At 50.9% G+C, this 16230-nt stretch carries 11 protein-coding genes, 1 tRNA gene and 1 rRNA gene; 7 read left to right on the top strand and 6 right to left on the bottom strand.

Translation table 11 applies throughout. The features are described from left to right. Positions 1 to 99 (bottom strand): 16S ribosomal RNA (locus ACYVC2_RS25550); the annotation flags it as partial. A 536-nt stretch (positions 100 to 635) separates the two neighbouring features. On the opposite strand from ACYVC2_RS25550, the gene ACYVC2_RS25555 reads away from it, so the two are divergent. Together ACYVC2_RS25555 and ACYVC2_RS25560 are read left to right on the top strand one after the other, a co-directional pair. After that, complete coding sequence (locus ACYVC2_RS25555; RefSeq protein ID WP_461107264.1) at positions 636 to 1862, top strand: metallophosphoesterase family protein; 1227 nt, start codon at positions 636 to 638, stop codon at positions 1860 to 1862. After that, positions 1859 to 4969 carry an AAA family ATPase gene (locus ACYVC2_RS25560; RefSeq protein WP_461107266.1) on the top strand — a complete coding sequence of 1037 codons (3111 nt, stop codon included), beginning with the start codon at positions 1859 to 1861 and terminating at the stop codon, positions 4967 to 4969. The genes ACYVC2_RS25555 and ACYVC2_RS25560 overlap by 4 nt, the downstream gene beginning before the upstream one ends. A 52-nt stretch (positions 4970 to 5021) precedes the next feature. On the opposite strand, the gene ACYVC2_RS25565 is transcribed toward ACYVC2_RS25560, so the two are convergent. Next, on the bottom strand, positions 5022 to 5762 hold the full coding sequence (locus ACYVC2_RS25565) for a nuclear transport factor 2 family protein (protein WP_461107268.1): 741 nt from the start codon (positions 5760 to 5762) through the stop codon (positions 5022 to 5024). Positions 5763 to 6101: 339 nt separating this feature from the next. Between ACYVC2_RS25565 and ACYVC2_RS25570 the strand changes: the two genes are divergently transcribed. Then, on the top strand, positions 6102 to 7124 hold the full coding sequence (locus ACYVC2_RS25570; RefSeq protein WP_461107270.1) for an alkaline phosphatase D family protein: 1023 nt from the start codon (positions 6102 to 6104) through the stop codon (positions 7122 to 7124). Positions 7125 to 7257: 133 nt separating this feature from the next. Here ACYVC2_RS25570 and ACYVC2_RS25575 read toward each other — a convergent pair whose 3' ends face one another. The 4 genes from ACYVC2_RS25575 to ACYVC2_RS25590 form a co-directional block, all read right to left on the bottom strand. After that, a complete protein-coding gene (locus tag ACYVC2_RS25575; protein WP_461107272.1) occupies positions 7258 to 8856 on the bottom strand; it encodes a glycosyltransferase family 39 protein in 1599 nt (532 codons plus the stop codon). Positions 8857 to 9293: 437 nt separating this feature from the next. Then, entirely contained in the window at positions 9294 to 10109 is an 816-nt protein-coding gene (locus ACYVC2_RS25580) for an enoyl-ACP reductase FabI (protein ID WP_461107274.1), read from the bottom strand. 101 nt (positions 10110 to 10210) lie between these two features. Then, a complete protein-coding gene (locus ACYVC2_RS25585; RefSeq protein WP_461107276.1) occupies positions 10211 to 11248 on the bottom strand; it encodes an alpha/beta hydrolase in 1038 nt (345 codons plus the stop codon). Continuing rightward, positions 11245 to 12636 (bottom strand): methyltransferase RsmF C-terminal domain-like protein, encoded by a 1392-nt coding sequence (locus ACYVC2_RS25590; RefSeq protein WP_461107278.1) that lies wholly within the window; start codon positions 12634 to 12636, stop codon positions 11245 to 11247. Before ACYVC2_RS25590 ends, ACYVC2_RS25585 begins: the two co-directional genes overlap by 4 nt. Positions 12637 to 12683: 47 nt before the next feature. Here ACYVC2_RS25590 and ACYVC2_RS25595 point away from each other — a divergent pair, with 47 nt between their 5' ends. From ACYVC2_RS25595 to ACYVC2_RS25610, 4 genes are all read left to right on the top strand, one after another. Continuing rightward, the gene (locus ACYVC2_RS25595) at positions 12684 to 13196 is read left to right on the top strand and encodes a KdsC family phosphatase (RefSeq protein ID WP_461107280.1); all 513 of its coding nucleotides are present in this window, start codon (positions 12684 to 12686) and stop codon (positions 13194 to 13196) included. Positions 13197 to 13233: 37 nt separating this feature from the next. Continuing rightward, positions 13234 to 14520 (top strand): adenosylmethionine--8-amino-7-oxononanoate transaminase, encoded by a 1287-nt coding sequence (bioA, locus tag ACYVC2_RS25600; RefSeq protein WP_461107282.1) that lies wholly within the window; start codon positions 13234 to 13236, stop codon positions 14518 to 14520. Positions 14521 to 14549: 29 nt separating this feature from the next. Further along, a tRNA-Gly gene (locus ACYVC2_RS25605) sits at positions 14550 to 14622 on the top strand. Positions 14623 to 15860: 1238 nt separating this feature from the next. After that, positions 15861 to 16223 carry a LytTR family DNA-binding domain-containing protein gene (locus ACYVC2_RS25610; RefSeq protein WP_461107284.1) on the top strand — a complete coding sequence of 121 codons (363 nt, stop codon included), beginning with the start codon at positions 15861 to 15863 and terminating at the stop codon, positions 16221 to 16223. Positions 16224 to 16230: the final 7 nt, after the last annotated feature.

Here is a 16230-nt window from a genome sequence, read left to right on the forward strand (position 1 = left end):
CGCACCCGTTTGCCACTATCCCCGAAAGGACCGTTCGACTTGCATGTATTAGGCCTGCCGCTAGCGTTCATCCTGAGCCAGGATCAAACTCTCCATCGTAAATACTTGTGTAGTCCGAAGACTACGATGTTGTTCAACCGATACCCGAAGGTATCAGGTCGAGTGTTTTTTGTGCTGCCCGTTTGTCAAAGAACTTTCCGCGTCAGGCCCGTTGGCCGTCGGCGTGGTGAGAAGACTAAAACCCGCTTCCCGATGTTTGGGAGTGCAAAGGTAGTTGCTTTCCCGGTGTTTGTCAAGTAAAAAGTGAAATTATTTTTTCTACCTGACTGTCAACCTCTTATGCGTAATAGCCTGACGATCAGGCGGTTATTTTCAGAAGTTGCCCCATTTCGTTCGATTTGGGACTGCAAAGGTAGGCCCTTAAATCACCTTTGTCAAGACCTGGTTTGAAAATAATTGGGGGTGAGCGAGCGCCGTTGCCATAAGCCTCCAATTATCAGTCAATTACGTTCAGAAAATTTTTTAAACTTTTTTTGAAATTCCTTTCCACCAGTATCTAGTACGCTTTATGGCGGTCAAATGAGTTATATTGCATCTTTCTTTTGTCGCAGATTGAAGGGGCGACAGTCAATCCAATGAAAATATTACATACCGCCGATTGGCATCTGGGCAAGCGATTACAGGATTTTCAGCGACTACAGGAGCAACAGGATGTGTTGACCGAGATCGTTGATCTGGCCGATCAGGAAGATGTGGATCTAGTGCTGGTGGCAGGCGATTTATTCGATACGTTCAATCCCGATCCGCAGGCCGAAGACTTATTATATAGTACCCTGAAAAAGCTAACGGCGGGCGGCCGTCGGACGGTAGTGGCTATTGCCGGTAATCACGACAACCCCGACCGGATCGAGGCCCAGGATCACTTTGGCCGTGAGTGCGGGATAATATTCGCGGGCTTCCCGAAAACAGAAGTCCGATCGCATGCGCTGAGTTGTGAAGCAAAGCTCCTTCGATCGGCACCGGGCTTTGTCGAATTGAAACTACCCAGGCAAAATGCACCGGTAAGAATTATCCTGACGCCTTACGCCAACGAAGCCCGTATGCGCTCCTTTTTTGGAACGACCAGCCTCGACGATGAACTCCGGCAAAATCTGCTGGGGCATTGGGCGTCGCTGGCGGATACCTACATGGATAAGAAAGGAATTAATCTGTTGATGGCGCATTTATTCATGATGAAGCGGGGCGGAGAGCAACCCGAAGAGTCGGACGATGAGCGGAGCATTCTGCAGGTCGGTGGTGCGTCCATGGTTTATACGGATATGATTCCTCCTCAGGTGCAATACGCGGCCCTGGGTCACCTGCATCGGTATCAGGAGATGGGCGGAGGGCCCTGCCCGGTCGTGTACAGCAGCAGTCCGCTGGCTTATAGCTTTGCCGAAGCCGACCAACAGAAATACGCTGTGCTAATTGAGGCTGAACCGAAAAAGGCGGTTACGGTCAGACCCGTTCCGCTCAAAACCGGCAAGCGTCTGTTACGTCCTAAATTCAGGCGGGTGGACGAAGCGGTCGACTGGTTGACACAGAACCCGAATTGCTACGCGGAGATTACCCTACAAACGACAACGTACTTAACCAGCGACGAACGCAGGCAGCTTCAGCAGGCGCACGACTCGCTGGTGACGATCATTCCGGATGTTCGGGATGTCGAGGAAACGGAGCAGGAAAGCCCTCCCGCCATCGACCTTACGCAGGGTATTGAAACGCTGTTCGCCAATTATTTCAGAAACCGCAACAAAGGGCAGGAGCCGAATGACCGGCTACAGCAATTGTTTAAAGAGATTTTAGCGACTGAACCCGAATGATACCCATCAAACTATCGATTCAAGGGCTTTACTCGTACCAGGATTTACAGGAGATTGACTTCCAGCGGCTGATCGGCTCGAACGTATTCGGCATTTTTGGTAAAGTCGGCAGCGGAAAAACCTCGCTGCTGGAAGCTATTAGTTTTGCCTTATACGGTAAAACGGAGCGGCTGAACGATCAGGATAGACGAGCCTATAACATGATGAACCTGAAATCGAAGCATCTGCTGATCGATTTCGAGTTTCAGGCCGGTCCCGACCAACAGCTCTACAAGTTTATCTACGAAGCGAAACGTCACCCTAAAAAACACCATGAAATCGGTCCCGGTGAACGCCGGATGTTTATTCGGCAGGAGGCCGACTGGCATCCCATCGGGAATGAGAAAGAAGATATATCGGTTTTGGCCAAACAGATCCTTGGACTGGATTACGATAACTTCAAGCGTACGATCATTATTCCGCAGAACCAGTTTCGGGAATTTCTGGAACTCAGCCCTGCGGATCGCACCAGGATGATGAACCAGCTCTTCAAGCTGGACCAGTACGACCTGGCCGATCGGGTTAAGAAATTGAGCGAGGTCAATAATGACAAACTAGCCGAGCTGCGGGGGTTACTCGATCCGTTGCAATCTGTAACTACTGACGCGATAGACCAGGCAGAAACTCATCTGATAACGCTCGCCGAAGCCGTCCGGGTAAAAGATGCAGACATCGACCGCTTAAAACCTGCTGAGCAGCGGCTGCTTCAGGCACAAATCCAACAGCAGACTTTAGAAAAATTACAGCGCGAACTGGCAGGCCTGCAAACGCAGGAGGCCAACTATACCCAGCTTCGCCAGACGATCAGGTTGTACCAAACCTGCCGACTGGTGTTTCAGGCCGACCTCGTTGCACTGCGTAAGTTACTGGATCGACAGACCACCCTGGCCCAGGCCGGCACGAAAGCGACGGAGCAACTCGCCGACGTAAACAACCAGCTACCTACGCTCCTGTCGCTTTATGAAGCGACTAAAAAAGCCTATGAAGGCCGGTATCAGCTCGAACAGCAGATAGACGAGCTGGGGATGGTACAGACCATTCGGACCACCCAGAAATCCATCGAGCTTCAGACGGCGAACCGCCAGCACCGAAGCGCCCGACTGGTGGACCGAACCCGCGAAATCGACCAGCTCAAAACCGAAAGAGAGAAGGTTCAGACGGTTCTGGACCAACTGCCTGAGCAGGCTTCTCAGCTGGAAAGGCTCTATCAGATCGAGACTTGGTTTGCGGTATACAAACCGCTGAAGAAACAAGCCGATGAACTGCAGACGCAACTCACGGATTACGAAGCCTCCGTTGAGCAAATTAAACTCAGGAAAAACAAGGCCCTGGAAGGTTTCCCCGAAGAATGGGGTGCGTTTACGCTCAAAACCCTGCCTGCCCATATCGACACGGCACTGGAGCAATTGAAAGCCATCCGAACCGAACGCGAAAAAGCACATCGACAGGCTTTTGTCCGGCAGGAATTCGCTCAGTACGCCGATTCGCTGGTCGACGGTACGCCCTGCCCGGTATGCGGTTCAGAGCATCATCCGCTGAAGCACGAGACCATGCATAACCAGACCGATACCGAGCAGATTCGTCAGGAATTACAGCGAAGCGAAATGGCGCTCGACAAGGTCAATCAGCGCATTGAGGATACGACCGCTCTGCGATTGCAGGTTGAAGGTCTGGCCAATGAGCTTCGGAGTGCGCTGGATAATGGCAAGCGACTCATTAAAGACCGGGCCGCTGTGGTGCTGGCATGCACGCAGCACGAAGACCGGTTCGTTTGGCACGACTTCGACAAAGAGCACGAAAGCGCGTTGACAAACACGCTTCAGGAGGCCCGTGAGCAGCACAAACAGCAGCAGGAGCAGCAGAAAGCTGTTCGGGAGCTAACCCGGCAGATCGAAGAAGCCGACGTGGTCTGGCGGGAAGAAGAAAAAAAGCTGGGCGATCTCGACAAAGCTATTGCCGGACTGAACGGACAGCTGAAAACAGCGGTCGAGTCGTTGCAACATTACCGCCTTGCCGAAATCGAGCAATGGGATTTGATTCAGATCGAAGATCTGCGTGAATCGCTGGGACGAACCTACGAGCAAACCAAAATCAATTTTGAATCGGCCAGCGAGCAGAAACAGGAAGCCGAAAAACTTCAGATTACCCTGGTCGAGCAACTCCAACAGTTCAATAACCAGTTGGGTGCCCTGGCCGACGACATCCGGGAGCTCGAAGACGTGCTCAACCAGAATCTGGCTGAACACGGTATGACACGGGAAGTTGTCGAACAGGTATTGCAGAGCAATCTGGACATCGATCTGGAGAAGCAGCGCATTGCTGACTACGACAAAAAATGCGCCGGGCTGAGTAAACAGATCGCCGATCTGGAACACGAACTTCACCAATCGCCGTTCGATGCGGAAACGCTCCTCAACGTGCAGCAGCAACTCAAAACCCTGGTTGATCAGAAAGATAACCTCAACAAAGAAGTAGGGCAGCAAACAAACGTTGTGGAGACGCTGAAGCATCAATGGGTACAGAAACAGGAATACCAGAAGCGCCACGACGAACTGGACCTCCGCCGACAGGATCTGAAAAAGATGGACGAGTTGTTCCGGGCACAGGGCTTCGTCAATTATGTGTCATCGGTATACCTGAAAAACCTCTGCGAATCGGCCAATGAACGGTTCTTCAAGCTGACCAATAACCAGTTGAAACTGGAGCTGGACGATAAAAACAATTTTCAGGTGCGCGATTACCTCAACGGGGGCGAAAGCCGCAGTGTGAAAACCCTGTCCGGCGGGCAGACCTTTCAGGCCGCTTTGTCGTTGGCACTGGCCCTATCCGACAACATTCAGCACCTGACCAGAGCCCGGCAAAACCTGTTTTTTCTGGATGAAGGGTTCGGCACACTGGACAAAGATTCGCTGCAAACTGTCTTTAAAACCCTGAAAGCCCTACGCTCCGAAAACCGGGTGGTAGGCATTATTTCCCACGTCGAGGAATTGCAGCAGGAAGTAGACACATTTATCCGGGCAGAAGCCTCCGAAGAGGGTAGCCGGATTGTGCGGAGCTGGGATTTGTAAATAAAGCGTGCCACAGTTGGACCTGTGGCACGCTTTCACCAGAAAATCAGCGCTACGGAGCGATCTGCTGCACACGCCACTGCTCCACGATTTTGCCCCGACTCAGGCGAAAAACGTCGTAGTTCGTGACGAGCTTTTGTGCCTGTTTCCCCGTCGACTGGACAACCACAAAGTTTCCCTCGCCAATAATTCGGTCTACGGTTTGTCCTGTCGCGTCAGTCGCCGGAGTTTGCAGATACGCCTGTAATCCAGCCAGGCCATTGGCCATATCGGGGTGATGCTGAATCAAATCAGGCGCCACAAAATCAGGCAATGCGTCGAGCTGCCGATCCAGAAAAACCGTCTGGAAAAACTTTTGGACCAGCGCTTTGTTGGGTTCAGTCAGGTCCAGATCACTGATTTCCCGAGGACCATCCATCATAGCATGCCCGTTGAGGGTTGTAGTGGACTGGTCCTGGATGGCGTCCCAGTGTTCGACTACTTTACCGTCCCGAAACCGGAATAGATCGACAACGACTTTCTGTTTTCCGCCCCAGCCAAACGCCATGTTGGTTACGACATAATCGTCTTCGGCGATCAGGCGCATAAACGGAGCCGAAGTCGTTGGTGGCTTGGGGAGTTGTTTCATCAACTGAAGTGCTTCCAGCAGCCCGGCTTTACCGGGCTTGACGGAGGCACTATGCTGCATGTAGTCATCGGCAATGATGGTTTCGGCAAAGGCAATGTCGCCCTGTCCGATTGCACGTCGATAAAAATCGCGGATGATGGATTTATTGGTTATTTCCTGATGCATACGATTCACTGGATTAGGTTTCCGTCTGGAAACCGTTGGAGAACACGAAAAAAGCAGGGCCACGCCGAAGCATAGGAAGCCCCTGATGAAATGACGGGATTTCATCGAAATGAAGATTTAGTAAAAAACAATCATGAACGCCATCCCGGAAAGGGGACAGACTTAAGCTGACGACATGGGTCAGCTGCCGGTAAAGCGCTGGCTATGGCAAGCGGCTTCCGGCGAAGGCAGGCGATATGGGGTGATCCGTCTCAGGGTAGCAAAATTAACAAATTGGGAAGTCAATCTGGAAATAAATGTGCCTTTTTACCTTTGCCTGGAAAATCAACTCCTACGCTGATGAAAAACTTCCTTGCGCTTTTTTGGATCGGATGTCTATGCCTAATCGGATGTCGTTCACCCAAACCTCAACCGATCGCTTCGCAGACCCAGAAGCCAGTAACCACTATTGCTTTCGGTTCATGCAGTCGCCAGAGCCTGCCACAACCGCTATGGGACGACATTGTCGCCCAAAAACCGGACGTGTGGATTTGGCTGGGTGATAATATCTACGGCGATTCGCAGAATATGGATACGCTACGCGCCAAATACAACCTGCAAAAATCGAATCCTGTTTATCAGCAACTACGGCAGTCGGCTTCCATCATCGGCGTGTGGGATGATCACGATTACGGGGTCAACGATGGCGGTAAGGAATACCCGAAGCGGAAGGAAAGCCAACAGGTCATGCTGGATTTTCTGGATGTACCGGCCAACAGTCCGCTCCGAAAGCAGGAAGGCGCTTATTCGGCGCATGTGTATGGCCCAAAAGGAAAACGCGTGAAGGTGATTCTGCTGGACGCCCGGTATTTCCGCGACCCGTTGAAAAAGGAAAACAAAGTGAACGTACCTGACCCAGCTGGGGATATGCTGGGCGAAACCCAGTGGCAATGGCTGGAGCAGCAACTCACCAACTCCGACGCCGATCTGCACCTTATTGGCAGCGGGGTTCAGGTACTACCGGAAGAGCACGTGTACGAAAAATGGGCGAATTTCCCGACCGCCCGCAAACGCCTGCTGGACCTGCTGAGCAAAACAAAGCCCAAAGGGACATTGCTGCTTAGTGGCGATCGGCACATGGCTGAAGTGTCGAAACTAGCGATACCGAACCTGGGATATGCTTTATACGACATCACCAGCAGTGGCCTAACCCACGTTTCGGCTCCGCACGACGAACCCAACCGGTACCGGGTCGGTAAGATCGTCTCCGAGCTGAACTACGGCCTGATCACCATCGACTGGAAGGCAAAGCCATTGACGGCGACGGTTCGGATCAAGGGCGACAACCAGGCGACCTATTTGACACAGGTCATCAGTTTCTAAAGTAAATACAGGAGCAACGGTAGCTATTTACCCAATTGGGCAGTTTACCCAATTGGGCAGTGTGGTTAATCTGGGTCTACCTGTCTGGGCCATACCGAAAGTTATACCGAGTTAAACCCGCAAAAGCTTATTTTCAGCCTTGTTTTCGCTTGCCAACCACAATCTTCGTCATCCCCCAGGGAAGCCAGGTTTCTACTTTATGCTCCTGAAAGAGGTTATACTCGGGCAACACGCTCGCTCCTAGTACGTACGTATCTCCGTGCACCCACCACCAGCTTTTATCGGGGCTGGCCTTGTAGTGGCTATCGTATAAATACCAGCCGTTAAACTCAAATCCCCCGTCGATTGCGGTAGGTGGTACCCCGGCTTTCATCATGGCATGCAGGGTTTGCCAGCGTACCCGATTCCAGGCCATATAATCGTGGGTGGCGCTGACGCTGAAAACCGCGTAAATTACGTAGAGGCTAACGGAGAGATACAGGAATGGGCGCAGGGGTCGGGCGGTCTGAAGGCCGCCGATTTCCTGTTGCACAATGTGTATCAGAACAAGCGCCAGTACGATCAGTAATAACAGGTAGCGGTCGAATAATCCCTGTAAGCTTAGCGGGAAAAAATAAATGCCCGCCATCGACAGCATCAGGATAGCGATGGTTCGCTGTGGCGTACTTAGCGGCCAGCGAAGTACGTACTGAACGGACTTAACCAGGTAAAACAGGAGTCCGATGCTACCCAGCAAACTACAGACCGTCAGACCGATCATGAGCAGGTGCAGAAATTCGGGTAAGGGAAAGCCGTACAAATGAAAGTAAATATCCCTTACCAGGACGGGACCCATGCCGAACGCCGTTAACGTATTCCACCAGATGGGCATGTTCATGCCATCGAACATGAATTGCCAGATGCTCAATATAATAACGGTCAGTATGCCCCATAGCCAACGATTCGCGCGAAAAGTCGTCCAGCTACGGTTGGTGATCAGCAGCAGGAAATAAGGAAACAGAAAGGCTCCTAAATACATTAGCGCAATAAAGGCATTACCGATAAAATCCTGAATATGATGCAGTTTATAAAAACTCAGATGGGCAAAATTGTTCGCCTGAGCATTGTACACGTGTCCGGTTCCTTCGAGTACGTGTTCTAGCCATTTCTGATAAAGTGCCTGGATGCCTACTCCTGTCAGGGCGCTGAAGAAAGCGACCACCAGACCTTTTATAGAAAAATTCTTACGGACAGCGTAAGCGATACCAGTTCCTACGAACAGCACAATACCAAACTGACGAATTAACAGCGCAACAGCCGCCAGCAGCAGGCCAATCAGAATCGGACGATCCGTATTGTTTTTCAAGCCAACAACCAGATACGACAACGACCAGACCGCCAGTGCGTAGAAGGGCACATCGGTCATGAACGAGGCCGACATATTCAGGTACATTGGGCACACCATAATGAGTAGCGTACCCATCCAGGCCTTTTGACGATCCTCGGTTGCTTTTTCGAGCAGTTGGTAGGTTCCCCACAAGCCAAAAAGCCCGGCTACCAAAGTCGACAGGCGAAGGGCCGTAAACGAAAATCCGAACGGTAGACAAAACAAAGCGCCCCACCCGATCTGAACAATAAGATTGACGGCCGTCCAGCTGGAAAAGTGAAATGTTCCTGTTTCGACAAGTACTTTTACCGACTGTGCATAGGCCCAATCATCATTTGTCGGAAATTCGCCAACTGGATTTATCAATATCGCCAGGCATATCCAAACCAGCGAAACAACGACTAATTGATTTCTTTTTGTTGATAGAAGCAAGTGGAGATTTACCATAAAGTATGCTTATGTGCCTGATCTTATAAACATATATATATGTTACCGAAGTGTATTAGTATAGATATACAGTAGGCGATACAAATATAGGACGACTGTTAAAAAAGCCAGTCTTTAACTGTCGAAATCATAGAGATGCAAGCTAGTCAGTTACTTAATTTGTCAGCTGTGGGTCCTGACAGGGAATAGCAACCCATCGACAGGAAGACCGGATCGGATAAATAATTGTAGCGACCAGAACCGCTTATTGGCCCGAATGCCATCCTAAAAATAGGGTGCAGGGAAGGTGGGGCATAACCACACCCCCTCCCCTGCACCCTATTTTTACTGACTAAACGCTCGGTTACTTCTATACTTTACCCTTTGTTGATTAACTCCATTACGTCTTCCGAAATACCGGTCATCGAGAAACCGCCGTCGTGGAAAAGATTCTGCATCGTAACCATCCGGGTCAGGTCGGAGAACAGCGTAATGACGTAATCGGCGCACTGATCGGCAGTTGCATTGCCTAGTGGTGCGGTTTTTTCGGCAAAATCATAAAATTTGTCGAAGCCCCCGATACCACCACCCGCCGTAGTTGGGGTTGGCGATTGAGATACAGTATTGATCCGCACCTTATGCGATTTACCATACCGGTAGCCGAAACTCCGGGCAATCGACTCCAGAACGGCTTTCGCGTCGGCCATGTCGGTGTAGAACGGAAAGGTTCGCTGAGCCGCCATGTAGGTCAGTGCAACTACCGATCCCCACTCGCTAATGGCATCGAGCTTGTAAGCGGTCTGCAACATTTTATGGAACGACAGGGCCGAAATATCAATGCTTTGCTTAAACCAGTCGTAGTTCAGGTCCGTATAGGCTTTTCCTTTACGAATGTTGGGGCTCATCCCGATGCTGTGCAGCACAAAGTCGACCTTACCGCCCAGCACCTCCGTCGATTTGGTAAACAGGTTCTCCAGGTCTTCGACTGACGTGGCATCGGCCGGAATGATTTCGGCGTTACATTGTTCGGCCAATTGCCGGATTGCCCCCATACGCATGGCAATCGGTGCGTTGGTCAGTGTAAACGTAGCGCCTTCTTCTTTCGCTTTTAGGGCGACTTTCCAGGCAATTGATTTTTCGTCTAAGGCACCGGAGATGATGCCGCGTTTTCCGTTCAGTAATCCGTAAGCCATAGTAATAATGGAAAATGAGTAATGAATAACGGCTCATGAGAATTGGATAAAATTGGGGCCGCTGCTCATGCGTACTTATTCATCAATTCTGCAAAGTTAGGTTATTTTTTTGGGTGAAGAGTTAATAAAGGCGCTTGTGCCGGCGCCGGAGGTAGTCTTACTATGTTCGTCATAAACTTCTCCGTAGCCTCGTAAACTCCATTGACATCGTCGGATGTGAAATGCGAAGCAATCACATGTGCGCCTGCGTTCGGAAAATCGACCTTCACTTTTTTAGTGACCGGCGTCGCTAACTGGTCGAACATATCCAGCATGGCCGGCACCGACACCACGTTGTCCTGATGGGCTTCGTCTTTGTAATAATAGCCCATAAACACAGGCTGGGTTACGCGCTGAAACAGTTCGGGCGTCATCAGCTGATCGAGCATGGTTTGTAGCGTAATCAGCCCGTTGGTATGATACCGAGGGAGCCAGTACCGCACACGCCCCGGTTTGTCGTACGAATTCACCACATAGTCGCCCCCGAATACCTGGTCGAGAATCTGCTTTCCCCAGGGCTTAGTCACCAGTTTCAGGGCTGGATTGGCTACCGCAATACAGGGTGAGTACAGAATCAGGGCGTCAATTTCGGGGTGATGAGCTGCCAGATACAGCGCCAGCATACCACCTGCCGATGTGCCCATGACAATTACCCGATTGCCCAGCGCCTTTCCAACGGCCAATGCCCGCTCGGCAGACCCGGCATAGTTCGAGGGTGTCAATTCCTTGAACGCGTCCGGCGAATTGATACCGTGCTCAGCGGTTCGGGCCAGATACAGATTACAACCAAAATGTTTCGCCAATTGCTTATGCACCGGATCGCCCTCGGCCCAGCTGGCCGAAAACCCCGGAATATATACGATGCTGAAGGGCGTTTTCACTTTATGCGAACTATCGGCCCAGATAATCCGCGCTTCATTATCCGGCCGCAGATCAGCGTTTCGCTCCGATTCGATAATCCCCTGCTCCATTTTAACCAGGTCCGGATCGAGCGTAATGGGCTCGTTTTTGATGGCGCCAGGATGGGCCGAAGGACCAAGGAGATAACCAACAACCATCACAGCGATCAGCAGACCAGTAATCGCGAAAAACCGTTTCATACGTATTCTTTGATATCCATCCGAATGCGCCAGTCTTTTGGCAGATAATTATTCACCCGACTGCCCACACCTTTCATCCAGCCCAAATTTAACCCATTATACTGCGCTAATAACCAGCCACTAAGCGGCTGTTCGAAAACCAGGTTTTCTTTCTTAAAGTACCGCAGAGCCTCTTCCTTACTCAGGCTTATGGCGGGTAACTGCTGCTGAATGGCCGTACTTAGCGCCAGCGCGTGCGATGGAACAAAATCCTGCCCTTTAAACTGACCCATCTCCAGCCCGAAACCTTTGTTTCGCAGGGCGCTGTCGAGAAACAGAAAGGTTTTCTCCAGGGCTTTGGGCAACGCCATCACGTCGGCGTTCGGTTTTTCCCAGAACGAAAAATCGGCCGGATTTTGCAGCCATTTTACCGCCGACGCCGTCTCCCGCGGGCGCAGAGCCCGGATACTCCGAAACGTTCGGGCGTCCAGTTTCACGGATGCCGTAAAAGCGGTTTTCTGAAAAACGCTGATAAAAAAACCTTCGCCCTCGACCCGGTGCGGATAGCACTGATACCCAACGGTATTGCCCGTTTTTTTTTCAACGATTTTCCAGTCGGCAGGCAACGTCAGCGCGCGGTTCCGAAACCCATTTTCGGTCAGATACCGGACATTCTCCAGGTTTTCGGCGTCGTTATACGTACAGGTGCTGTAGATCAGTATTCCCCCCTCATCCAGCAAAGGGGCAGCTGCGGACAGAATTCGTTTCTGGCGGGCCGAACACAGCAAAACATTCGCTTCCGACCATTCCTGCATCGCATCGGGATCTTTCCGGAACAAGCCCTCCCCCGAACAGGGCGCGTCCACCACGATCACATCGAAAAAACCCGCCAGCTTATCCATATCCTCCGGATCGTGGTTGCTCACCACTACGTTCGGGTAACCCCACTTGTCCAGGTTTTCGCGCAGTACCGACACCCGACTGCGAATAACTTCGTTACAAACCAGCAAACTATCGGGCGACAGGGCCGACGCCAGCAGCGTACTTTTTCCGCCTGGAGCGGCACATAAATCCAGCACCCGCAAAGGCCGCTGCAGATTGACCGTTTGCCTGAGTGCTTCCTGCAGCAGCATCGATGAGGCCTCCTGCACGTAATAGGCGCCGGCCTGAAACAGCGGATCGAGGGTAAAATTAGGTCGTTCGGGCAGGTAAAAGCCATGGGCGCACCAGGGTACTACGGCTAAGCCGGTCGTATCGACAGCCACTTTGCGCGGATTCAGCCGAATACTGACGGGAGTTGGCTGGGTCAGGGATGTCTCGAAGGCAGGAAAATCCGGGCCTAACTGAGCTTGCATCTGCGCCTGAAAGGCCAACGGCAATTCGGTCGGCAGCGGGTTTTGAGGATTCATTCCGCAAAAATACGGAACAGTCGGGCGGTTTTCGCTAAACTTGCACCATGATAGGTGTACAAGACCGGTTCAGGCAGATCAGGACCTTTATTTTCGACGTCGACGGGGTTTTAACCGACGGAAGCGTGAGCGTACTGGCTTCGGGCGAACGGTTTCGTACCGTCTTTATTCGGGATACCTACGCTCTGGAAAAGGCGCTACAAGCTGGTTTTCGGATCGGTATCGTGTCTTCTGCGAACGCAGCGGGCATCCGAGACTGGCTGGCTACGGTGAAGATTACTGATGTGTTTATGGGTGGTCCATCAGATCAGAAACTAAACGCCTACCTTGGCTATGTAGCCCGCGATAGTCTGAACGAGTCCGAAATTCTGTACATGGGCGACGACCTCCCCGATTATCCGATCCTGAAGCGGCCGGATATACTAAGTACCTGCCCTGCCGATGCCGTCGATGAGATTCAATCGATCTGCGCTTATGTGTCGCCCAAAACCGGCGGCCGGGGTGCCGTTCGTGATGTAATCGAACAGGTACTGAAAGCGCAGGGCAAATGGCAGCTATAGCTTCTGCCAAACTCAGTCAGAAATCACAGAAACTTAAATGAATACCTTAGCCGAACGCGACCAGGCTGTTATCTGGCACCCGTTTACGCAAATGCAGACGGCCCCCCCGCCCATTCCGATCGTGCGGGGAGAGGGGTCGGTTCTGTACGGCGCCGATGGACGAGAATACCTGGACATGATTTCATCGTGGTGGGTAAATCTGCACGGGCACGCGCACCCTTACATCGGTCAGCGCATTTCCGATCAATTGAAGACGCTTGAACACGTCATTTTTGCGGATTTCACGCACCAGCCCGCCGTCGAGTTAGCCGAACGGCTGCTAACGATTTTACCGTCTAACCAGGCGAAGATTTTTTATTCAGACAATGGGTCGACTGCCGTTGAAGTAGCCTTGAAAATGGCGTTTCAGTACTGGCATAACCTCGGCCGACCGCGTCGCAAAATCATCGCTCTGGAAGAGGCCTATCATGGCGATACGTTCGGCGCGATGGCTGTAGGCGGGCGGAGTGCATTTACGGCCCCCTTCGTGCCATTTTTATTCGACGTCGAGTATCTGCCAATACCGGTAGCTTCCCGAAGAGACGATGTACTGAAGCAGGCAGAAAAACTGTTTACCGACGAAGTTGCGGCTTTGATTGTCGAACCATTGGTGCAGGGCGCAGGCGGCATGAATATGTACGGACCAGACATGCTCGATGAACTCTTCCGACTGGCCCGACGTAGCGGTTCGCTCGTGATCGCCGATGAAGTCATGACGGGCTTCGGTCGAACGGGGAAATTATTTGCCTCGGATTACCTGGAAGAGAAACCCGACCTGATGTGTCTGTCGAAAGGCCTCACAGGAGGCACCATGGCCTTGGGGGTGACGGCCTGTACGCAGGCCATTTACGACGCTTTTTTAGCAACTGATAAGCACAAGACGCTCTTCCACGGCCACTCTTTTACGGCGAATCCGATTGCCTGTACAGCCGCCCTGGCCAGCATGGATTTACTACTGACAGATGAAACCCAGGCTAACATCCAGCGCATTGCAGCCCGCCATGCTGAGTTTGTGGATCGATTGGCCACTTATCCGACGGTAAAAACGATCCGCCAGCGAGGTACCCTACTGGCGTTCGATGTCAATGTTGGCGAGCAGACATCGTATTTCAACAATATCCGCGATGAAGCCTATCGGTTTTTGTTGAACCGTGGTGTATTGATGCGTCCTTTAGGCAACGTATTGTATTTAATGCCGCCATATTGTACCACCGATCAGCAGTTAACCTATACCTATCAGCAAATCGAGGCATTACTTACTGGTCTTGACGACTTGACATTTTGATTTTATTCTTTCAACTTTGTTTCTCCCAAGCGGGAGTAGCTCAGTTGGTAGAGCGGCAGCTTCCCAAGCTGCAGGCCGTGGGTTCGAGACCCATTTCCCGCTCAGTGACAATCAGCCAGTTAGATTCTTATCTGACTGGCTGATTTGCTTTCGGGTACAACAAGTACTAAAAAGCTTATCTATAAGTATTTAGCTTGTTTCTTCGCAATTGCCTTTAACTTGATCATAATCAAAAAACTCAATGTCTTTAGCCGTTTCTGTCAGTAAGCTATAGGATAGACAAAAACAAATACTTTTCTCAGCTGTCACTTTCATCACTTTTGCCACGCATCAAGCTTATTTGCCTGGGTGCTGTGCTGGCTATAATTCTTATTCATTTTCAGTGTAAGCACTCCTCCCCTGCTCCCAACAACCCGACGCCCAGCCGTGACGATAACATAGCGAAAGGCAACCCGGATGGGGCCAGAGCCAGCGAGAGCAGCCCGAATGCTTATCTGATTAACCGCTCAACGTACAGTCTAATGTATAAGAAAAGTCCGCTCTTTCAGCTAAAACGGACTTTCTAAACGATACCATTTAGTTTCACTAAGGGATAAGTATGTAACCAAGTATAAATAGTTATGTCTTGACTGATTTTACTTTTCCTGGTGATGTTGCCAGGGAGTAATCCATACCAACTGCTAGCCATGTTAACAAGATATCACTACACAACTGATTAATAGTCTATTACAATTGAATCTTACCACTATCTCTTATGCTAAAAGTACCGATCGATAGAAAAAAAAGGACTACCTAAACAATAAGAAAAAACAGCGAGTTATTCATATGTTCCGATTCTATGCCTGGTTGAATTTACTCAGGGTCAACACAGCTTTATTGAGTGGCTATCATTTTATCACTAACCGATGAACAGTATAATTAATCCTGCTAGCAAAGAGACCCAGGAGGGTACCTTGCCTTCGACCAGCGATCGACAGCGACGCTCAAGCCATCAGATTCGCTCCGGCCAATCTACCTTCGCTTTCAAACCCATCCTCTCCCGAGCTCATCGCTTGCCCTCTTCTTCTCAGCCGACTAAACGGCCTTCCAAAGTCAAGTCCACTTCCAGTCTTCGTTTTTTGCATCCTCCATTGCCAGTTGCTAAGCCACTGCTGCTTTAGGTCACTTTATAAGGTCTTTGTTTCAAGTAGAATGTTTTCTAGCCTAAGGATAGGTGGTTGCTGTAGTGTCTGCAGCGACTATCGATAGTCCTTTCTTCATAAGCTGACGTTTCATCCATCGCCGTATTCGCCTGGATCGGGATGCTGTTGCTCTATAATTTTCTTAACACCCATTCACATATGATCCAGATAATCGACCCCGCTACTGGTTTAGTGAAAATTCCTGGCTATGGTCCCCTCGTACCGCTGGACGCCATCATCCGTTTACAAGGGGAATGCAATTACACCTGGTTGCACCTAAACGCCCCCAAAAAGCAAGTATTACTGGCTAAAAACCTGAAGTGGTTCGAGGAACAGCTACCCGACTTTGTGCGGGTGCATAAATCGGATCTCATCAATCCCCGCTTTGTGCAGCGCTACGATCGCTATAACGCAAAAACCCTGGATGTAACCTTGCCGGGTGAGCATACTATCCGAGTCTCACGCCGTCGTGTTGATCCGGTGCTGCGGAAATTAAAACATCACCAGCCTCAGCTGGGCTAACAAACGT

This window comes from Spirosoma koreense (assembly GCF_054777875.1).